Source organism: Streptomyces sp. R33 (assembly GCF_041200175.1).
GTDB lineage: Bacteria > Actinomycetota > Actinomycetes > Streptomycetales > Streptomycetaceae > Streptomyces > Streptomyces katrae_B.
In genome coordinates this window covers 7,602,567-7,623,301 of sequence record NZ_CP165727.1, presented here as the reverse complement: position 1 = coordinate 7,623,301, position 20,735 = coordinate 7,602,567, and the positions used below count along the sequence as shown (strand labels likewise).

The window sequence follows — 20,735 nt, the reverse complement described above, 5'->3', positions numbered from 1 at the left end:
CGCCTACCTCGTCATCTGCCGCCCGCTTCCGGGCCGACGCCGAGCCGGGGCCCACGGCCCGTCACCTCCTCGCGCTGGTGGTCCTCGCGGCCGCCCCGGGCGGGGCCGTCGCACCTGGGACGGGTTCACCCGGCCCGACTGGCCGGATCCCGCCGGGCCCGTGTTCGCCGCGCTCGCGGCCGACCACTACGCGGCGCAGCGCCCGGCCGCGACAGCGCGATGTGCCGGATGCGCAAGCTCCCGTCCGACGGAGCCGGGCGGGGATCCGTACGCAGGCGCGCGCCGTCGCGGACGCGCTGCCGCCCGCGCAGGCACGCACCCGAGGCCTCCGGCCGGTCAGTCCCCCGGTCTGCGGGGGGCGAGGCGGTCGACGACCTCGGCCAGGTCCTCGCACACCTGCTCGATCTTCAGCCGGATGTTGTTCTGTTCGGTGACCATCGCGGACAGCAGGAGCGCGGTCAGGGCCGCCGAGCCGTTGAGCGCCTGGAGGTTGACCATGATCTCGAAGAGGGTGTGGTCGGCGAAGGGTCCGGCGCGATCGGTCGCCGCCGAGATCACCACGACGGACATGATCAGGACGCAGGGCGCGCTGCCGGCCAGCTGGAACCGCACGGCCGACCAGATCAGCAGCGGGAAGACGAGGAACAGCAGCGACAACGCGCTCCGGGAAACCATGAACACACCGACCCCGACGGCGACGGCGAGCAACACCGCCTCGGCGACGCGGTAGGCATCGTCCGGCATCCGGACCGTGGGCAGGACGAGCAGCACCGGGGTCACCACGAGCACCCCCATCGCATCGCCGACCCACCACGCCGACCACACCGGCCAGAACCCGCTCAGCGCCAGGTCGCCGGTGGCCACCAGCACCCCGGTGCCGATGGACGCGCTGATCAGCATCGGTACGAGCCCGCCCAGGAAGACCAGGGCCAGGCCGTCCCGCAGCCGGTCGATCTCGGTGCGGAAGCCCACGCGGCGCAGCAGCAGGTACGCGCACACCGGCGCGAGGGTGTTCCCCACGACGATCCCGATGTCCGCGATCTGGAAACTGCTGAGGTGTTCGATGGCGAGGAACGTACCGAGGGCGATCCCCGGCCAGATCCGCAGCCCGAACCACAGCAGGGCGGCGACCGCGATGCCCGTGGGCAGCCACAGGGGCGTGACCTGCGCGCCCTCGACGACCACGCGCAGCAGGAGGCCGATCCGTCCCGTGGCGTAGTAGGCGGCGGCGACGCCGAGGATCCGGAGAAGGGTTCCTGCGGGACGTCGCCATTCCTCGGTGCGCACCACAGCATCAGACAACAGCCGCCGCCTCCGGACGGAGCGTGACACGCCCTACCAGCGCCGGGGGCCTGCCGCGTCGTGGCTGAGGACGAGCACCGCCGCGTCGTCGGCATGGCCGGTGGAGTCGGCCACTTTCATGATCTCGGCGGCGATCTCGTCGGGATCGGCTCCGGCCGCCTCCTGGACCACCCGGACCACGCGGGCCAGTCCGACGTCGATCGGGAACGACGGTCCTTCGACGACGCCGTCGGTGAGCAGGACGATGGAGCCCGCCTGGTCCAGCCGGCGCCGGGTCACCGCGTATCCCGCCCCGGGCTCCACCCCCAGCGGCAGGCCCCCCTCGTCGTCGGTGATGCCGTACCGGCCGTCGACCGTGGCCCAGACGGTGGGCACGTGGCCGGCCCGGGCGGTCTCCAGCTCCCAGGTCTCGGGGTCGAAGCGGAGCAGGGTGCAGGTCGCGAAGAGTTCGCAGTCCAGCGACAGCAGCACGTCGTTGGCCCGGCTCAGCACCTCCCCCGGATCCTCGACGACCGCGGACACCGCGCGCAGGCCGACGCGGACCTGCCCCATGAAGGCGGCGGCCTCGACGTCATGGCCCTGTACGTCGCCGATGGAGAAGGCGAGGGCGCCTTCGGGCAGCGGGAAGCCGTCGTACCAGTCGCCGCCGATGTCCAGGCCGTGCCGGGCGGGTACGTAGCGGGCCGCGCTGCGCAGCCCGGGCAGGGCGGGAAGCGAGGCCGGCAGCATCTCGCGCTGGAGGGCCTCGGCGAGCTCCACCCGGGCCTGCTGCATCTCCGCCCCGGCGCGGGCTCTCGCGGTGAGCCGGCCCAGCGTGGTCAGCAGGTCGTCGGCGCTCACCGATTTCGAGGGACGGCGCGGGGTCATGGACCGCTCCCGGGTGCATCCATACGTGCCGTCCCTGCTCTCGGCTCTCGGCTTTCGCCGCGCGCGGTGCGCACGCTGCGCCGAACACCCGAGCACATCATATTTCCGGCCTCCGGGGGTCGCGACAGATGCGGCCGCGCACCCCGCCTGCGGACCCGGCAGCTGCAGGTCGGCCGACCACAGGGCGTGAGCTATGTTTGAAGACGAGTGACATGAGAGGGAGGCCCATCGGTGTCATCGGGGCAGCAGGCACGCGCGCAGGCGGCTGCGATCACGCCGAGTGGGCAGGCGCCGCCGGTCCATGAGCGCGCCCCCGGCGACCGGGTACGGGCCCTGTTCGACGGCCATCGGCTGTCCCCCGGTCAGCGGCGGATCGCCCAGTACCTGATCGACCACCTCACCGAAGCCGCGTTCCTGTCGATCACGGAGCTCGCGGAGCGAGTGGGTGTCAGCCAGCCGTCGGTGACACGTTTCGCCACCTCCCTCGGGTTCAGCGGCTACCCGGCCCTGCGCGACGCCCTGCAGCCGATGGCGCTGAGCGCGGTCGCGGGCTCCCCTGAGACCCGCGAGCAGTTCCGCCGCAACGAGCTGCAGGCGGCCGTGGACGCCGAGATCCTGAACCTGGAGAACGTACGGCGGTTGCTCGCCGACACCGACCAGGTGCTCGACATCGGCCGCGAGCTGGCCCGCTCGGTGCCGCTGACGGTCCTGGGCCTGCGGATCTCGGTCTCGCTCGCGGAGTACTTCGCCTACGCGGCACGGCGCATCCACCCCGACGTCCGGCTGGTGACACGTGGCGGCAGCGTCGCCTACGACGCGCTGCTCCAGTCCCGGGAGGCCGGCGGGACCTGGGCGCTGGCCTTCGCCATGCCGCGGCACGCCAAGGAGACCCTGGCGGCACTGCGGGCCGCCCGCAGCACCGGGCTGAAGATCGCGCTGATCACCGACACCACCCTGGGTCCGCTGGTGGACGAGGCGGACGTGGCACTGACCGCCGGGACCGGGGCGCGGCTGGTTTTCGACTCGTACGCGGCACCGGGGATGCTGTCCGCGGCCCTGCTGCAGGCGATGGCCGATGCGGATCCGGAACGGACCCAGGCCCGCCTCGAGGGGTACGAGCAGGTCGCCGACCAGCACGGATTCTTCCTGTAAGGCCGATTTTCAACCGGTACGAGGCAGTCCACTTTCATGCCGCGCGAGAGTATGTAATTTTTCATTCTCTTGTTTACTCGACGGTATATATGTTTACTAAGCAGCGCGCCGGATCCACCAGACGCCAAGGAGAGCGACCCCACGCCCTCCCAGAACGGGCACCGCGCGGAACGCTCCTCCTCACGTTCCGCCCCGGTGCCGGTTCCCGGCACTGGGATCCACCAGAGCGCTTGTGGCGGCCTCGGTCAACCCCTGGGCCGAGGCCGCCCGCCAACGTCTCGATCAGAGTTCGACACCACTCGGAAGCGACGAGAATGCGCCAGACGGCCTCTACCACGCTCAGCCCGGACTGGCCTTGTCAGGTCAAGGCCCCCGGTACCCACGACTGGGAACGCACGGCCATGCGCTGGCTGCGGGATCTGCTCCCGGCCCGCTACGGCAGCTACTCGACGCTGACCCGCAGCCCCGTCCTCCTCACCCGGCACGCTCAGCTCCAGCTCCAGCACGAGATGCGGGCGGTCCGGGTCGCACTGGAGACGAGCCGCGCCGAACTGCCCTCGATGGGCGTGGCCGAGTCCGTCATCGAGAACTCGATCCGGATGTACGCCGTCGAGCTCCAGCAGCTGGGCCGGCTGTCCCGCGCGGTGCGCCTCGTCGGTGACGCGCTGCGCGTCACACCGAGTTGACGTACCGCTCGATGCGTTACACCCAGTTGACCTGCGCACGGCTCAGGAGGGGGTCGTCCACCAGCTCCCACAGCGGCACCGCATAGTTCCCGAAGCCGTAGCGGCCGCCGTAGTGCAGGCCGAGGACCCGGTGGTCGACCAGGTCGAAGACCGGGGAGCCACTGTTGCCGCCCAGCGTGGAGCAGTCGTGCTTGACCGTCAGCTCGCCGGGAACCAGCCCCGTCGTCGTACCGGGCTGGAGGCGCTTGACGTTGTAGACGTCCATGAAGATGCGGCGCATGGCCTCGGGTTCGTTGCGGCGGCCGTCTTCTGCCGGATAGCCGATCACGTACACCGGCCGGCCGGGCACGTCGGCGGGCGGATCGGCCGCCACCGCCACCGGGGTCGCCGGAGTCCGGCCGCTCCGGGCGGTGTCGATGCGCAGCAGGGCCATGTCGACGTCGGGGTGGATCCCCACCACTTCGGTGACCGCGAACTCCAGCGAGCCGTCGCCCGGAACGGCGGCCAGCTCCTCGGCCAGGTCCAGCCGTGCGCTCATGCCCGGCCGGAACGTCCAGCCCGCTCCGTCGCCGGTGGCGAACTCGACGGCCACGTGACGGTTCGTCATCACGACGTCGGGGCCGACGAGGAACGCGGTGCCCAGCCACTCCAGACTGGCGTGACCCGTGACCTCCACCCGGCCCACGCGGGCGATGGAATCCCGGATGGCGGCGCGGTGCCCGTCGAGCACCGCCCAGTCACCCTGTTGCGAAGGGAAGTCCTGCCCCTGGATCAGCAGGGCCGGCCGGCCTTCGAGGAGGACGATCGCCTCGATGCCGAAGTACTCGTCGTCGTCGACCTCGTCGGCCCGCCCGGCGGCGAGTTTCTCCAGTCCTCTGGCGCCTGCGGTCAGCACCCTCGCCCGCTCCTGGCGGGCGTACTCGCCGATCTGTCCGGCCGGGGCCCGGTCCGCCGGAAGGCTCTCCGCGGACTCGGGGATCTCCGCGTCCGCTTCCAGTCCTCTGCGTACCCGTTCGGCGACCTCGCGCAGGTCCCCGAAGACCTGCTCGGGGCCGGTCGCCACCGGTGAGCTGCCGCTGCCGCCCATCTCATGCCTCCTCAGGCAGACCCTGCTGCGCCGGCGCCGACTGCGCCGCCGTGATCTCGGCGTGCACCTCGGGGCTGTGCTCCCGCAGGTGCCGCATGACGCTGCTCATCTGGGTGCCGACGTTGACGAATGCGGTGGTCTTGCCCTGGAAGTTGACGTCCTCGACGCGCCGCGTCCCGCGGTGGAGCGCGACCACCTGCCAGTCGTCGGTGAAGACGGGCGATCCGGAGGACCCGCCCCGGGTGTCGGTGAAGTAGCGCACGTCGTTCTCGTTCGCCTCGTACACGAGGTTGTTGCGCAGGGCCACCCGCTTCGGCTGGCCGCCCGGGTGCTGGATGATGTTGACCGCCACCGGCTCCCCGGCGACCGCCAAGGGCTCGGTGGCCACCCGCAGGGCGGCCCGCGGCGGCTGGCCGCTCAGCCGCAGGATCGCGTAGTCGAGGGCCTCGTCCCAGGCGACCAGGCCGCTGGCGGCCACCTCCTCGGTCTCCGTGTCGTCCGCGCCGTAGTCGAAGCGCGCGCGGGAGTTCTGCGCCTGCAGCTGGAGGTCCGCGGGATCCACGACGCCGCGGTCCGTGGCACTGCGGGTCCGCGCGTTCACCACGTGGTGGTTGGTGACGAGCAGGTCCGGGGCGATGAGCCAGCCCGTACCCGAGTGCGGAAAGCCGTTCGGCTGGAGCGGGGCCCCGGCCTGGTACGGGAGGACCTTGATCCGGGCGACCGCGCGGCCCGCCTCCTCGCCGCCGCGCAGGAACTCGAAGGGCACCGTGTCGTCCCGGTGGATGACCTCTTCCTTGGTCTCACCCGCGGGCAGCGCGGCCGGTACGTCGGGCTCACCGGCGGCGTCGCGCGCCACTTCGTCCAGGGCCTTCTGGAACACGGCGAGCGGGCCGGCCTCCACGGTCTGGGCGACGGCGTTGCGCAGCCAGATCTCCAGCGGCACCGAGCCGTCGACCAGCCGCTCCACGCGGTTCATCTCGTTCAGGTCCGAGTGCACCTGCATGCCGGGAGCGGCGATCAGGGGCAGCGTGCCCCGGTACTTGGGCATGATGCCGTCGAGGAGCAGCCGCCGTACCGACGGATCGGCGAGCCCGGCCTCCAGCGAGGCGTCGACCAGCCGGACGATTTCCTCGGAGGGGAGATACGCGTCGCTCATACGGGTTCAGGCCGCTCGCGGGCCGTTCCTTTCGGCTGGTTCGGCTGGTTCGGTTGATTCGGCTGGTTCGGCTGGTTCGGCTGTGCGGGCCGGCGCCGCCGCCGGACCGGGGGTACCCGCACCCATCGCGGCCGCCACGCCGGAGACGAGCGCGCCGCTGTCGTCGTGCAGCACCAGGAGGCGCCGGGCGAGCGCGTCGAGGGTGCCCCGGTCGCGGGCCTCGCGGAGCATGTCGGCCGTGGAGGGCGACGGCGGGGGCGGCGGCGGGGGTTGCTGCTGCGTGGACCGAACCGGCGGTACGGGTCCGGCGGCGTTCTCGAGGAGCTTGGCCACGGCGAGCCGCAGCTCGGGCTGCTCCGCCAGCACGAGGACGATCGTGTCCGCGAGCGCCTCCAAGGCCTCGTCGTCGGTTTCCGGCAGTCCCACGACGTCCAGGGTGTGGCCGAGCGCGGCCGGATCGTGCCGGGAGACCTCGGCCGCGACGGCCCGGACCAGGACCGGCTGCTCGGCCAGCGCCTCATCGGGCAGCTGCCGCAGCCGGCGGGCGAGGCGACGGTCGATGTCGGTGTCGCCTTCACGTGAGGCGGCCAGCCCGGCCCGGGCCAGCGTGACGGCCAGGGCGTCGAAGTCGCGTCCGAGGCCGGTCGCGAGATCCTCCGCCTCGGCGAGGTCGCGTTCGGCGTCCTGTACGTCTCCGTCCTCCTCCGCGAGCCGCGCGGAGAGCCGCAGCAGCTCCAGCTGCGCATCGACGTTGCCCGCCTCCTCCGCACGGTCGACGGCCTCCTGCGCCGTGTTCCTGGCCTCCGTACGCCGGCCGCTGCGGGCCAGGGTCTCGACGAGCAGCGGGTCGAGGGGGCTGCCGGGTGTCCAGGGGCGGCGTTCGGCGAGCCGGGCCGCGGCATCGTCCGTGAAGCCCTGCGCCAGCAGGGCCTCGATCTCACCTGCAGCGTTCCGCTCCCAGTCCTCCTGGTCGGCGTCGTGCAGCACCTCGTCGGGGACGTGCCCGCCGAGCCTCCCGGTCAGGAAGGCGGCCGACCGGGAGGCCATGTCCTGGTCCGCGCGGTCGAGGTGGCGCTCGACGCCGGGCTCCCAGCGCTTCTCCACGGACCGGGGGTCCTCGTTCAGGCGCAGCCGGTGGTAGATCTCCTCGGCGCGGGCCTCGAGCCCCTCGCGGGCCGCGTAGTACTCCACCGCGCGCCGCCCGACCGTACGCATCAGGTCGGTGCTCGCGGTGTCCGACAGGCGCAGCATGATGGCCCGCAGGTCGGAGCGGTGCCGCAGGGCGCTCGGGCCGGCCGGTTCCATCAGGTCGAGCCGGGCCAGCCGTCCGAAGAGTCGGCGTGCCTGCTCCGGGGAGTCCACGTGCAGTCCGCACGCCGGGGCGAGGACGTGCGCGATCAGCTCGGGGGTGATGGTGCGCAGCGCCAGGCCCGCCTGGGCGAGGGCGCGGGCCTCCGCATCTGCGATGTGCTTGAGGATGCGGTCGTACAGGATCCCCTGGACGAGCATCTGGTCGACCTTGCGGTAGAAGTACCGGCGCCGGGCGGGCAGGCTCTCGACCAGCTCACCGAGCGAGCCGGCCTCCTGGCAGGCGAGCAGGGCAGCCTGCGCGGCCAGCTTCAGGCTGAGCGGGTGGCCGCCGACCCGCTCGGCCAGGGCCCGGGCCACGCCCTCGTCCTCGATCCCGCTGGCGATGAGGAGGTCCACGGCGGCGTCCGGTTCGAGGTCGCCGAGCGCGATCGTCTTCGGTTCCGCGGCCTGCGCCGGGTGGTGGACGCCGGCCCGTCCGGCGACGATGAACCGCAGCCGCGGGTAGCCATCGTGGAGGACCGACCAGATGGCCCACATGCGACCGAGTACGGGGTTCGCGCGGTATTGGGCCTCCTCGAACGAGTCGATCACGATCGCCAGCGGCGGGCCGGCGTCCGTGCCGCCGCCCGCGCCCGCCACCGCCTGGACGAGGCGTTCACCCACCCGGCGCACCAGGTCCGTCTCGCGGCCGCGCGCCCGGCTGTGGAACTGTTCGGCGGCCCTTCGCCCGGCTCCCGATCGGGTGGTGGAGAGCCGGTACATCTCGTCGACGTCGTTCTGTTCCTCCCGCTGGATGCGGGCGGTCTCCTCGCACTCGCCGGCCAGTGCGTCGAACGCGGCGCGGTGCCCGGGGTACTGGATGCCGAGCTGCCGGGCGATGTCGGCGACGAGGGTGATCGGCTCGTGGACGGAGAGCGTGGGCCGCTCGAAGTCGACGTAGGCGAAGGGGAAGCCTGCGGGAAGGTCGAGCAGGAACCTGGCGAGCAGGGTGCTCTTGCCGGTGCCGCCGATCCCGTGGATGAGCAAGGGGGGCTCCTTGACGGACCCGCCGCCGAGGGGGCCCTCGGCGGCCGGGGGCAGCCCGACGTACGCCCGCAGCTGTTCCAGCTCGGCTGCGCGCCCGCAGAACCTCCCCCTGACCAGCCGTTCGAGCGGCTGGCGCAGTCTGGCGCGCTCCAGCAGCTGCTGGACGTGCTCGGGGTCCGGTATCCCGGTCGTGTGCGGGATCTGCGCGAGCCACAGCACCGCCTGGAGGATGCCGGCGAGCCCGTCGACATCCTGCTCACCCAGGGCCGGCGGTGTGCCGCAGAGGTAGGCGAGCGCGAACCGTTCCGGTCCGGGGCCCTCGGGGACCTGGCCGAGGTTGGCCTCCAGGCCGAGGCGCGCGGCTTCCGGGCCGGCCAGGCCGCACAGGGTCACGTCGCGGACCTCCTGCTTGAGGACCCAGCCGGGCCGGGGCTGCACGCCGAGGGTCGTGCAGTCGTCGACGAGTGCCAGCGCAGCCCGGCCGCTGCTCTCCCCCTCGCCGGGCAGCCGCAGCTGCGTGGGATCGAACCTGCTGAGCAGGCAGGCGGCCTCCCGGTACGCCCTGCGGCCGTCCGGGACGGCCGGTGCGGATTCGGACGCCGCGGCGAGCAGTTCCCCGCGCAGCCGGGCGGCGAAGTCCTCGCCGGACCGCAGCGAGAGGTAGAGGCGGACGGTCCGCTCGGCCGCCGTGCAGATCTTGCGCATGTAGCTGTCGTCCCCCGGACGCTGCGCCGCGTCGAGGACCGTCTCGACGGCCAACTCGGTCAGCGCCTCCGTCCCGGCGGTGTCCGGCGATGCGGGCGTCTGGGCGAAGAAGGTCCGGAAGAAGCTGTGCAGATCGTCGGGACCGGCGATCCGCGCGGTGTCCCGGCACTCGTTCTTGCGGATGTCGTACGGCAGCTGGCGCATCGACGGCGCGTAGCCCAGCAGTACGAGCCGCGGCACGGTCTCCTCCTGCACGGGCGTGTAGTCGTAGATGGCGAGGGCCAGCTGGCCGATGCAGTCCCACACGTCGGAGTTGGAGTCGAGCTTGTCGCATTCGTCGAGGACGAGCCAGAACCGTTCCTCCGCGGCCGTGGCGCGGCTGACGATCCGGTGGACGGCCTCGTCGACCGACGGCAGTGGATCGTTCAACTGTGTCGTGTTCAACGGTGAGATGCCGGGGTCCCGGTCGCCGACGAACTCGGCCAGCCGCCGGACGAGCTGGGCGGCGGTCGAGGTACGCGAAAGCGTCACCCGCACCGGGCGGAAGTCGTAGTGCTGGCCGAGGTGCCGGATCAGGTTGTACGTGTACGAGCGCCCGCTGTCGGGCTCGCCGTCGACCAGCAGCACGGTCTTCTCGGGGTCGGTGAGGAATTCCTGCAGGCGCACCCGCAGCTCGGCCCGGTCGATGAACACTTCCGTGCCGTTCTTGAGGACGCCGGCGAGGAACTGATCCGGAGCGGAGACGTTCACCTCCGCGTCTTCGCGAAGCCTGTCCCGGAACCCCTCGGCGTCCTTTCCCTCGGGCCGTACTCTGAGCTCGGCGAGGGTGCCGAGCACCTCGAGCAGGCGCAGCTGCTCCTTGATGTACTTCCGCGAGGCGCGGACCAGCGTGACCGCGTTCTCCCCGCTCTTGTTGGTCAGCGCGAGGCTGCCGATGAATTCCGGGGGGAACCCGTGCTGGGCGAGCCTGTCATGCGGGTCCGGGGTGTCGAGGAGATATTCACCCACCCAGGTGGTGACGAGGCCCCATTCCGTTTCGGTGAGCGGCATACCGCACCTACCCGGCCGCCCTTGACGGGCGACAGACGGAGTGATTGCTACTTGCCATGGTTTCACCCGGTCTGTTCAGCGGCAAGGCGACCGGTCTCGGAGTGAGCGCCGGCCGGGCGCGTGCATCGCGCCCGTTGCTCCGGCCGCCGCGCCCGATCGGGGGGCGCTGCGCGCCGCGCGGTTCGGCGGGCCCCCTGCCGCGGAACCCATGCCCGAGGTGCCGCCCCATCCGGTGCCACCGTGCCCACCGCATCCGAGGAGGACCTCATGCCCGCAGGCGTGTCCATCCACGTAGGACTCAACAACGTCGACCCCAGCAAGTACGGCGGCTGGGACGGACAGCTCATGGCGTGCGAGAACGACGCCCGCGACATGGCCGAACTGGCCCGCGGCGCCGGGTTCGACGACACCGTGATCCTGACGAGGGACGCCACCGTCGACACCATCACGGCCGCGCTGCGCAAGGCGGCCGGGAAGCTCGGGGGCGGGGACATCCTGCTCCTCACCTACTCGGGCCACGGCGGCCAGATGCCCGACACCGAGGGCGACGAGCCGGACGAGCTCGACGAGACCCTCGTGTTCTTCGACCGCCAGTTCCTCGACGACGAGCTGCACCGGGAGTTCCAGAAATTCCACAAGGACGTCCGGATCATCACCTTCCTCGACTGCTGCCACAGCGGGACCGCCACCGAACTGATCGACGGCTCCGCCCAGGGGGAGGCGGTCCGCCTCATGCCCGTGCTGAAGCAGCAGCAGATCTTCGAGCGGGACAAGGCGTTCTTCCAGGACCTCCAGCGCGAGCTGAGGAGTACGAACGGCAACGGCGCGGAGCCGGGCGTCGTGCTCATCTCCGCCTGTCAGGACGACCAGGTCGCCCTGGACGGCCGCGTCAACGGCAAGTTCACCGAGACGCTGCTCAAGGTCTGGAACGGCGGGGCGTTCACCGGTGACTACGAGACCTTCCACCGCGACATCAAGAAGCGCATGCCCGCCACCCAGATGCCGAACTTCTTCACGACGGGCAGGCCCGACGCCGGGTTCCTCGGCCAGAAGCCCTTCACGATCTGAAAATCGGTTCGGTCACCGAACTGATTTGCTACGGTGGGCCCGTGACGCTCCCTCGCGACTACCGCGGCCAGTCCTGCTCGCTCTCCCGCGCCATGGAGGTCGTCGGCGAGCGCTGGACCCTGCTCATCGTGCGGGACGCCTTCTTCGGAGTCCGACGGTTCGGGGACTTCGCCGCCCACCTCGGCATCCCGCGCGCGGTCCTCACCGACCGGCTCGCCGGTCTCACCGGGGCCGGGGTGCTGGCCCGCGTACCCGGGGACGGCCGGCGCGAGGTGTACGCCCTCACGGACAAGGGCGTCCGCCTCTGGCCGGCCGTCCGCGCACTGTCCCTGTGGGGCGAGGAGCACCGGCCCGCGCCCGGCGGGCCGCGCCGGGTCTTCCTGCACGCCGTCGACGACGCCCCGGTCGCCGTCGACGGGCGCTGCACCGGCTGCGATGCACCCGTCGGGGTCGCAGATCTCCTGGTGGCGCCCGGGCCCGGGCTGCCGCCGCCGTCCGCCGACGACGATCCCGTCACCGCGGCCCTGCACCGACCGCACCGGCTCCTGCAGCCGCTGCCCCTCACGAAAGGCTCTCCCGCATGAGAATCCTGACAGTCGGCGCCGGAGCCGCAGGCGGCTGGTTCGGTGCCCGCCTCGCCCACGCCGGGCAGGACGTCACCTTCCTGGTCCGACCGGAGCGGGCCAGCGCCCTTCGCGAGCGCGGGCTGCGGGTGACGGGCCTCGGCGAAGTCCTCACCCTGACACCACAGTTGGTGACCGCCGACGCGCTGTCGCACCCGTACGACCTCGTCCTGCTCTCGGTGAAGTCGACGGCGCTCGACCGCGCGGCGAAGGACCTGGCCCCGGCGGTCGGCCCGCGGACCGCGATCGTGCCGCTGCTCAACGGCATGGCCCATCTCGATCACCTCATAGGCCGCTTCGGCGGCGCGCCGGTCCTCGGCGGCGTGGCCAAGGTGGTCACCACCCTGAACGAGCACGGCGACATCGTGCGCATGGCCCCGCCGTCCACCCTGCTCACCGGTGAACTCGACGGCCGCGCCTCCGCGCGCGTGGACGCCGTACGCGCCCTGCTGACCGGGGCGGGCATCGACAGCCCCGAGACCCCGGACGTCGTCGGCGCGATGTGGCACAAGTGGGTCTTCATCACCACCCTGGCGGCCGTCACCTGCCTGGCGCGCGGCTCTGTCGGCGAGGTCGGCGCCGTTCCCGGCGGATCCGGCCTCGGGCCGGCCGTACTCGCGGAGGCGGCGGCCGTCTCGGCCGCCGCGGGCCATCCCGTACCGGATGCAGAACTCGCCTTCACCACCCGGACGGTGACCACGCCCGGCTCCCCGCTCACCCCGTCCATGTACCGGGACCTGGTCGCCGGCCGTCCCACGGAGGTCGAGCACGTCTTCGGCGATCTGGTCGCCCGGGCCCGCGCGCTCGCCGTGCCCACCCCGCTGCTGGACCTCGCCACCCTGCAACTGCGGGTGCACCAGCGGCGCGCGCTGCAGGCCCGACTCGGAGGGTGACCTCCGGAGCGGTCCGTCGTTGAACACGGCGGTCAAGCGAAGTGCACCAGCGAAGTCCCGGGTCTCCCCGCGAGGCCCGGGACTTCGTGTGCCGGCCGCCTGCCGGCCCTTGGGCCCGCTCCCGCCACCCGGCCGTACGCCGCTGTCAGCCGCGCAGTGCGGCCGTGAACCAGGTGAACACGGGCGCCAGACTCGGCGAGGGCGGCCACCCGTTGATCACGGCCAGGAGCTGCCAGTAGCGCTCGGCGCGCGGATCGGCGGCCGTCTCCAGCCGGGCCAGCAGCCAACGGCGCAGATCGCCGTCGTCCGCGCGCCCGAAGGCGTGCCCGTAGAGGGCGGTCAGGGTGTTCGTGAGGGGCAGTGCTTCGACGGACCCCGGGAGGATGCCCGCTTCGAGTGCCTCGCCGACGCGTTCACGCACCGCCTCGGTGAGTTCGTGGTGGAGGCCGATGGTGTCGCCGTCGGCCCGGTCGGCCGCCTGGTGCTCGGCCATCCGGCGTACGGACGCGCGGAAGTCGGCGTCCTGGCAGAGCTCGGCGAGCTCCACCCAGGCCTCGAGCTGCTCGGTGGTGGGGTCGTCGGGGAGCTCGGGCATGGCCGAGCGCATCATGGCCACGAACTCCGGATTGGCGTCGAATCCCCCGAAGGTGTCGTCGATGAAGGCATGGACCAGCCGGTGCCGTTCGGCTTCGGAGAGCTGGGCGAGTCGGTGCATGAGGCGTGTCTCCTGGGATGAGGCGCCGCGCCGGGCCACCGCGCGCAGTACCGCCCGCCGCAGCCGCAGCGTGCGTATCTGCACGTCCAGGGCGTCGGCGTGGGCCGCCGCGACCTCCGGTACGGAGGTCTCCCTGTCCAGCACCCTGCGGATCGTGGCCAGGTCGAGGCCGAGGTCGCGCAGGGTGCGGGCGAGGTCGAGGCGGGCGACTGCGTCGGTGTCGTAGAGCCGGTAGCCGGCGGGGCTGCGGTCCGTGGGCGGCACGATCCCCGAGTCGGAGTAGAAGCGGACGGTCTTCACCGTCAGCCCGGTGCGCCGGGCGATTTCCCCGATCGAATGGAGCGTGTCGCCGTTCATGTCCCTCACCCTGACGTCTCCCCCTACGGGAGTCTCAAGCCCGCCCAGGAGCCGGCCGGTCCTCGGGACAGTCTCCCGGACGGCGGCGGGCGTGGCGCCCGGCGGATGGAACCTGCTGGTCAGGGGGGACTGAGGGTGACAGACTGAAACCGCTTCAGGTCAACCCAGGAGGACAACATGGCAGAAGAGTCGGACACCCCGCAGGACGAATCGGCGGCCGAAGAGGCCAAGCGCAAGTTCCGGGAGGCCCTCGAGCGCAACGCCCGCAGTGCCCATGCACAGCAGGCCCACCAGAGCCGGGCGAAGATCCAGGGCGCCAGCGGTGGCGCGGGCGGCAAGAACAAGAAGACCCGCCGCAAGACCGGCTGACCGGCCTCGGTCTCCACGGCGATGCCCTGAAGATGCCGGACAAGGGGGCCGCCTCCAGCTCACGGAGCCGGAGGCGGCCCCCTTTTGCACACCCGGCCACGACCGGCTCTGCCCGTTTGCCCGAAAGCGACAAAAGTTGGTCTAGACCTTGACAGGTCCAGACCAGCTTCGCTTCAGTGGCGGTACTTGCCCCCCACGGCAACTCCCCCCACTGAAGGAGCAGTTACGTGATACGTGCGCTTCGCCGCCGCACCCTCGCCCTGGCCGCCGCCGCGGCCGCCACCTTCGGCCTCGCGGTCGCCCTCCCCGCCTCCCCCGCCTCAGCGGCCGCGGCCTGCGCCACCCCGTGGGCCTCGTCCGCCGTGTACACCAACGGCATGAGTGCCTCGTACAGCGGGCACAACTGGCAGGCCAAGTGGTGGACCCAGGGCGAGACGCCCGGCACCACCGGGCAGTGGGGCGTCTGGTCCGACCTCGGCACCTGCGGCGGTGGCGGGGGCCAGGACCCCGGCAACCCGTCCGGCTTCGTCGTCTCCGAGGCCCAGTTCAACCAGATGTTCCCGAACCGGAATTCGTTCTACACGTACAACGGCCTGGTCTCGGCCCTGTCTGCGTACCCCGGCTTCGCCAACACCGGTGACGACACCGTCAAGCGGCGCGAGGCGGCCGCCTTCCTGGCGAACGTCTCGCACGAGACGGGCGGGCTCGTGTACATCGTCGAGCAGAACACCGCCAACTACCCCCACTACTGCGACTGGAGCCAGCCGTACGGCTGTCCCGCCGGGCAGGCCGCCTACTACGGCCGCGGCCCGATCCAGCTCAGCTGGAACTTCAACTACAAGGCGGCCGGCGACGCGCTCGGCATCAACCTGCTCGCCAACCCGTACCTCGTGGAACAGGATCCGGCCATCGCCATGAAGACGGCCCTGTGGTACTGGAACACCCAGAACGGCCCGGGCACGATGACCGCCCACGCCGCCATGGTCAACGGAGCCGGCTTCGGCGAGACCATCCGCTCCATCAACGGCTCCCTGGAGTGCAACGGCGGCAACCCCGCCCAGGTCCAGAGCCGGATCAACGCGTACCAGAGCTTCACGCAGATCCTGGGCGTGACACCGGGCGGCAACCTCGGCTGCTGACCCGGCCCGGCCACCGCTCCGCGCTCCCTCAGCGGGTGCGCAGGGTGGTGGCCAGCTGGGCCCGGGAGCGCACGTCGAGCTTCTGGTAGATCCGGGTCAGCCGGGCCTCGACGGTCTTGACGCTGACGAAGAGCTTCGCGGCAGCCTCCTGGTTGCTGGCGCCCTCGGCGACGAGCAGGGCGAGACGGGCCTCCGCCTCCGTCAGGGCGGCCAGGGCCACGGCCGTGCCCCCCTCGGCCGGCGCCGCTTCCCGGTGCTCGGCGGCGAGTTCCACCCAGGGTTTCGCGCCGGCCGCGGCGAACACCTCGGCCGCCGCACGCAGCGCGGCACGGGCCGGTGCGCGCCGGCGGCGGCGCCGCTCCACCCGGGCCAGGGCGAGCAGCGTACGGCCGCGCTCCACCGGGAGCTGGAGCGCGGCGAACCGGTCCGCCGTGGCCTGCAGCAGGTGTACGGCGGCCTCGGCGTCCCCGTGCGCGGACAGGCACAGCCCGCGGGCCCGGTCGAGTGCGGCCACCACCGCGGTGCGCCCCAGTTCGAGGGCGACCGTACGGACGGCGCCGAGCAGTTCCGCGGCCTCGTCGGGCGCGTCCGCGGCCACCAGGGCCTCGGCCAGCTCTCCGTGCCAGCGCAGGATCGAGGGGTCGACGACCTGCTGGGCCTCCTCGAGTTCGGCCACCCGGCGCAGCGTGGCCACGGCTTTCGCGGCCTCCCCCGTCGCCAGCTCGGTCAGGCCGAGTGCGTAGAGGCTGCGCGAGAGGAACACCTGGTCGTGCTCCTCCTCGGAGGCCTGGATGCCGCGCCGGGCGTACCCGGCGGCGCGCGCGAAGCTGCCGCCCATGGCTTCGGCCATCGCGGAGGCGTACCAGGCGGGGCCCGGTGAGAGGCCCGCCTCGATGGTCAGTTCCAGGGCGCGGCGGGCGTGCGCGGAGGCGACCGCGCACCGGCCGCGACGCAGTTCGACCTCGGTGAGGCTGCGCAGCACCTCGAAGACGTCCTCCGCGGATCCGGTGCGCCGGACGGCGGGCAGCAGGACGAGCAGCTGGCGCCGGGCGTCGTCGAGGCGGTCGTCGAAGAGGGCGTGCCGTACGGCGAGGTACTGCGGCGCGTTGCGCATGCCGAGCGGCACCTCGGGGGCGGGCAGGGCCAGGGCCTCGGCCAGGATGTCCTCGGCGTCGAGGTCCCCGAGGATGCGGCCCATCCGGGCCCGTACGGTCAGCGCCATGGCCTCGGCGACCTGGTCGCCGCCCCGGGCGGCGAGCCGGCCGGCCTCGGCCGCGGCGTCGCGGGAGCGGACGGGGTCGCCGTCGCTGAGGTTGTACTTCGTGGCGATCCGCAGCTGCACGGCCGCCTGGAGGGCGGGGTCTGCGGCGGCGTCGTCCATGGCGTGCGCGAACGTCTCGTCGAGGGCGGCGAGGGCCTGTCCCGCGGCGTCGATCACGGCGAGCCGGGCCCGTACCCGGTCGGCGGGCGAGGCGTCGCGGGCCAGTACGGCGCGGGTGGCGCGGCGTGCGAGATCGGCGCGGCCGGCCCAGCCGGCGTCCTCGGCGGCGGCGACGAGGCGGGCCAGTTCGTCCCCGGGCCGGTTGGTCGGCGTACGTTCGGCCGCGAGCAGGCCGAGCTCGGCGGCCAGGGCGCGCTGACCGCGCCTTCTGCAGGCCGCGGCGGCCTCGGTGATCTCGGCGGCGAGCCACTCGTCGGGGGTGTCCACGGCCAGTGCGCGGTGGCGTACGGCCTGGACGGGGTCGTCGACGGCGGCGGCGAGCGCGGCGTGTCCGGCGGCGCGTTCGGGCCAGCCGGCGTCGGCGGCCAGGGCCATGGGCAGGGCGCCGGCGGTGAACGCGACGGCCCCGTCCTCCCCGACGGTGACCAGTGCGGCCCGCTCCGCCTCGGCGAGTTCGGCCTCGGCGTCGGGGCGGCCGGCCCGGCGCAGCAGGGCGGTCGTCGGGCGGGCCGCGAGGGCGGCGAGCAGCAGGGTGCGGCGGGCCCGGGCCGGGGCTTCGGCGAGGAGCCGGCGGGCGACCTCGCGGGCCTGGCCGGACAGGGGCAGGGGGTCGGCGTGGTGGGCGCTGGCGTCGCGGGCCTCGGCGGCTTCGGCGAGGGAGTGGCCCAGGGCGAGGGCGAGGCGGGGGTTTCCGCCGCTGGCCTGGTGGATGCGGCCGGCGAGGCGGGCGGGGAGGCCGTGGCGGGCGAGGAGTTCGGCCACCTCGTCGGCGCCGAGCGGGGGGACCCGTATCTCGGGGGTGCCGGGGCCGCACAGGGGGCCGCCGACGGGGGCGCCGCCCTGGACGCACTCGGCCACGAGGACCCGTACGCGGGGCGGGGTCAGACGCAGGGCGAAACGGAGCAGATCGGTGCTTTCCGCATCCAGCCACTGGGCGTTGTCGAGGACGAGCAGGACGGGGGTTCGGGCGGCGAGGGTACGGAGCACCTCGACGACGGCGAGCCGCAGGGCCACGTGGTCGCGGCCGGCCCGGGGCGCGTCGGCCTCGCGGCGCAGGAGGGCGATGGCGGTCCGCTGGGGTCCGGAGAGGCGTTCCAGTGCGGCGCAGGGCACGGAGGCGAGGAGTGCGGCGGCGGAGGCCTCGGGTATCCACTGGTCCGCGGCCTCGGGGGCGAGGCGGAGCACGGTCTCGTGGCGGGTCGCGGCCGCGGCCGCGACCGCGCCGACCACCTCGGTCTTGCCCGCGCCGGCGGGTCCGGTGAGGAGCGCCCGCCCGTGCGCGTTCAGCGCGCGTTCGACCGCCTTGATCAGTTCACCGTGTCCGACGGTCGTGTCAGCGTTCCCCGTCGCCGCCACCACGCACAGCCACCAGCCTCTCGGTCCCCACTCTGTGCATCTCCTGTGAGACGCGACAATACGAGGTCGGATGCCGGGTGGACACGGATTGTGACGCAGAATTCAGTCAGCTGTCAGGAAACGGCTGCGGACCTGCTGATACGAGGTGTATCAGCAGGTCCGCGGGGCTCAATGGTCCGTACTATCGGGCCCTCAGAAGCCGAGGCTCCAGGTGTCGATGAAGCCGGTGTCGCCGCTCGCGTTGTCGTTGACGCGGAGCTTCCACGTGCCGTTCGCGACCTCCGAGGAGGCGTTCACGGTGTACTGCTGGTTGATGTTGTCGGTGCCGGCGCCGGTCCGGTTGTGCAGCGTGTAGATGCTGCCGTCCGGGGCCACCAGGTCGACCTTCAGGTCACCGATGTAGGTGTGCACGATGTTCACGTCGACCTTGAGGGTGGCCGGGGCGTTGCCCGCCACGCCGGTGACCGTGATCGGGCTCTCCACGGTGGAGTTGTCGCCGATGTTCACGTTCGTGGTGTTCTCGAAGGCCGGGGTGGTCGGCGAGGTCACGGCGTTCACGGTGGCGGCGGCGTCGGCGAGACCGGCGCCGCAGCCGCCGGTGCAGGTGCCGGCGAGCGGACGGGCGTTGGCCTTGATGGCCGACTCGACCTGTGCCGGGGTCAGCGAGGGCTTGGCGGCGACGACGAGCGCGGCGAGGCCCGCGATGTGCGGGGCGGCCATGCTGGTGCCCTGGTAGGGCTTGTAGATCTCCGAGCCCGGGGTGGTGGCGCCGTTGTTCAGGGTGGAGAGGATGCCGTTCTCGGGGGTGGTGACGGTGCCGGGCGTGTCGGTGGCGCGGCGGGTCTCACCGCCCGGCGCGGCGATGTCGACCTTGGCGCCGTAGTTCGAGTAGAACGAGCGGTCGCCGGTGCGGTTGGTGGCGGCCACGGTGACCACGTTGTTGCAGCTGGCGGGCGAGAAGCCGGCCGCGTCCGCGTTGCTGTTGCCGGCGGCGACCACGACCGTGGTGCCGCGGGCGACGGCCGCGTTGATCGCGTTCTGGTACGACGTGGTGCAGGCGCCGGAGCCCCCGAGACTCATGTTGATGACCTTGGCGGGGGTGGCGTTCGCCGGGATGCCCGCGACGGAGCCGCCGGAGGCCCAGGTGATGGCGTCGACGATGTCGGAGGTCGTGCCGCCGCACTTGCCGAGCACGCGGACGGGCTGGATCTTCGCGTTGTACGCGATGCCCGCGACGCCCTTGGCGTTGTTGGTGGCGGCGGCGATGGTGCCCGCCACGTGGGTGCCGTGCCAGGAGGAGCCGCTGGCCGGGGAGCCGGTGCCGCACTCGTTGGCCGCGCTCCAGTCGCCCTGGTCGGCCGGGTTGTTGTCGCGGCCGTTGCCGTCGCGGGCGCCGGCGGAGTCGCTGATGAAGTCGTAGCCGGCGACGATGTTCGGGGCCACGTCGGAGTGGGCCACGTAGCCGGTGTCGATCACGGCGACGGTGACGCCGGAGCCGGTGGACTTGTCCCAGGCTGCCGGAACGTTCATGCCGGCGGTGGGCTCGAAGAGGTCCCACTGCTTGGCGTACTCGGTGTCGTTCGGGGTGGCCATCGCGTAGGCGCGGGAGTCCACCTCGACGTACGCGACGTCCGGGTCGGCACGGAACTGGGCCATCACGTCGGCCGCCTCGGCGGGGGCGACGGCGCCGCCGAGGTTGACGAGGGCGGCACCGGTGCCGAGGCGGCGGTCGAACTTCGCCTTCTTGTTGCCGGCCTTCTTGCCCTTGGCGGTGGCGTCGTCGGCCGCGGCCTTGTTGGAACTGGCCTCGGTGGCCGAGGACTTGTAGCCGACGATCAGGTTCTGCACCGGCGCGGCAGCGGGGGAAGCGGGCGCACCCGCGGCCGGGAGGGTGGAGGCGGCGGCCGGGGCCGGCGCGGGCTCCGCACCGGTCAGGGCCACGGAAGCGGTGGCGGAGCCGGCGAGCAGGGTGACGGACATCGCCACCACGGATATGAGCCTGCGTCTCGTTGCGTGCACGGTGTTCCCTTTCGCGGGCCGTTTCCGGGCAAGCCGGAGCGGGCGGTTGGAGCTGTGTGGGAGGTGAACCGGCGGCTACGGGGCCGGGGACGGGTTGGTCACGCCCGTCCCGGCCACCGCTGCTCGCCGCGTTGCCCCGGCCGCTTCGGCGGGGCAGGGGCAACGGCGGTGCGGGCGATCTTCCCGGCCGCACGGCTTCACACCATGTGGGGTTGGCGCGGGGTCCGTTCGGGGTGGGAAAGATCGCCGGTGGGCAGACAGTAGGCAACGCGAGGATGAACCCGATACCGGGAAAACCCTTGTCCACCCCCCTGACGCCCCCCTACACCTCCCCGGGACCCTACCTCCCGGCCCTGCCGGCCCTCCCGCGGGGGTGGCCCGTACGACGCGGGACGACCGCACCTCGAAGCAGC

The 20,735-nt window shown here is 72.6% G+C and carries 15 protein-coding genes; 7 read left to right on the top strand and 8 right to left on the bottom strand.

Annotated features, from left to right (window positions below):
- Positions 1-336 precede the first annotated feature (336 nt).
- Complete coding sequence (locus AB5J51_RS34995; protein WP_168724165.1) at positions 337-1,290, bottom strand: MASE1 domain-containing protein; 954 nt, start codon at positions 1,288-1,290, stop codon at positions 337-339.
- Positions 1,291-1,335: 45 nt separating this feature from the next.
- Complete coding sequence (locus tag AB5J51_RS34990; RefSeq protein WP_369779500.1) at positions 1,336-2,169, bottom strand: PP2C family protein-serine/threonine phosphatase; 834 nt, start codon at positions 2,167-2,169, stop codon at positions 1,336-1,338.
- Positions 2,170-2,400: 231 nt separating this feature from the next.
- Here AB5J51_RS34990 and AB5J51_RS34985 point away from each other — a divergent pair, with 231 nt between their 5' ends.
- Entirely contained in the window at positions 2,401-3,321 is a 921-nt protein-coding gene (locus AB5J51_RS34985; RefSeq protein WP_053787579.1) for a MurR/RpiR family transcriptional regulator, read from the top strand.
- A 314-nt stretch (positions 3,322-3,635) separates the two neighbouring features.
- On the top strand, positions 3,636-4,007 hold the full coding sequence (locus tag AB5J51_RS34980) for a hypothetical protein (protein WP_030295755.1): 372 nt from the start codon (positions 3,636-3,638) through the stop codon (positions 4,005-4,007).
- A gap of 16 nt (positions 4,008-4,023) precedes the next feature.
- On the opposite strand, the gene AB5J51_RS34975 is transcribed toward AB5J51_RS34980, so the two are convergent.
- Genes AB5J51_RS34975 through AB5J51_RS34965 form a run of 3 tightly spaced genes read right to left on the bottom strand, consistent with a single transcriptional unit; the run spans position 4,024 to position 10,342 of the window.
- On the bottom strand, positions 4,024-5,094 hold the full coding sequence (locus AB5J51_RS34975; protein WP_053787580.1) for a serine protease: 1,071 nt from the start codon (positions 5,092-5,094) through the stop codon (positions 4,024-4,026).
- A 1-nt stretch (position 5,095) separates the two neighbouring features.
- Entirely contained in the window at positions 5,096-6,250 is a 1,155-nt protein-coding gene (locus AB5J51_RS34970) for a trypsin-like peptidase domain-containing protein (protein WP_369779499.1), read from the bottom strand.
- A gap of 6 nt (positions 6,251-6,256) precedes the next feature.
- On the bottom strand, positions 6,257-10,342 hold the full coding sequence (locus AB5J51_RS34965) for a hypothetical protein (protein WP_369779497.1): 4,086 nt from the start codon (positions 10,340-10,342) through the stop codon (positions 6,257-6,259).
- Between the two features lie 267 nt (positions 10,343-10,609).
- Here AB5J51_RS34965 and AB5J51_RS34960 point away from each other — a divergent pair, with 267 nt between their 5' ends.
- The 3 genes from AB5J51_RS34960 to AB5J51_RS34950 are packed head-to-tail and all read left to right on the top strand — an operon-like array spanning position 10,610 to position 12,926.
- Entirely contained in the window at positions 10,610-11,410 is an 801-nt protein-coding gene (locus AB5J51_RS34960) for a caspase domain-containing protein (protein ID WP_369779496.1), read from the top strand.
- A gap of 41 nt (positions 11,411-11,451) precedes the next feature.
- Complete coding sequence (locus AB5J51_RS34955) at positions 11,452-11,994, top strand: helix-turn-helix domain-containing protein (RefSeq protein WP_136221936.1); 543 nt, start codon at positions 11,452-11,454, stop codon at positions 11,992-11,994.
- Positions 11,991-12,926, top strand: coding sequence for a ketopantoate reductase family protein (locus AB5J51_RS34950; protein ID WP_369779494.1), 936 nt, complete (start codon positions 11,991-11,993; stop codon positions 12,924-12,926). The genes AB5J51_RS34955 and AB5J51_RS34950 overlap by 4 nt, the downstream gene beginning before the upstream one ends.
- 145 nt (positions 12,927-13,071) lie before the next feature.
- On the opposite strand, the gene AB5J51_RS34945 is transcribed toward AB5J51_RS34950, so the two are convergent.
- Positions 13,072-13,998 carry a MerR family transcriptional regulator gene (locus tag AB5J51_RS34945; protein ID WP_369779493.1) on the bottom strand — a complete coding sequence of 309 codons (927 nt, stop codon included), beginning with the start codon at positions 13,996-13,998 and terminating at the stop codon, positions 13,072-13,074.
- 177 nt (positions 13,999-14,175) lie between these two features.
- On the opposite strand from AB5J51_RS34945, the gene AB5J51_RS34940 reads away from it, so the two are divergent.
- Positions 14,176-14,367 carry a DUF5302 domain-containing protein gene (locus tag AB5J51_RS34940; RefSeq protein WP_053787587.1) on the top strand — a complete coding sequence of 64 codons (192 nt, stop codon included), beginning with the start codon at positions 14,176-14,178 and terminating at the stop codon, positions 14,365-14,367.
- A 227-nt stretch (positions 14,368-14,594) separates the two neighbouring features.
- On the top strand, positions 14,595-15,506 hold the full coding sequence (locus AB5J51_RS34935) for a glycoside hydrolase family 19 protein (RefSeq protein WP_053787588.1): 912 nt from the start codon (positions 14,595-14,597) through the stop codon (positions 15,504-15,506).
- Between the two features lie 28 nt (positions 15,507-15,534).
- Here AB5J51_RS34935 and AB5J51_RS34930 read toward each other — a convergent pair whose 3' ends face one another.
- On the bottom strand, positions 15,535-18,306 hold the full coding sequence (locus AB5J51_RS34930; RefSeq protein WP_369779492.1) for an AAA family ATPase: 2,772 nt from the start codon (positions 18,304-18,306) through the stop codon (positions 15,535-15,537).
- Between the two features lie 189 nt (positions 18,307-18,495).
- Positions 18,496-20,283: a S8 family serine peptidase gene (locus tag AB5J51_RS34925; protein ID WP_369780367.1), complete on the bottom strand. Its 1,788-nt coding sequence runs from the start codon at positions 20,281-20,283 to the stop codon at positions 18,496-18,498.
- Positions 20,284-20,735 lie beyond the last annotated feature (452 nt).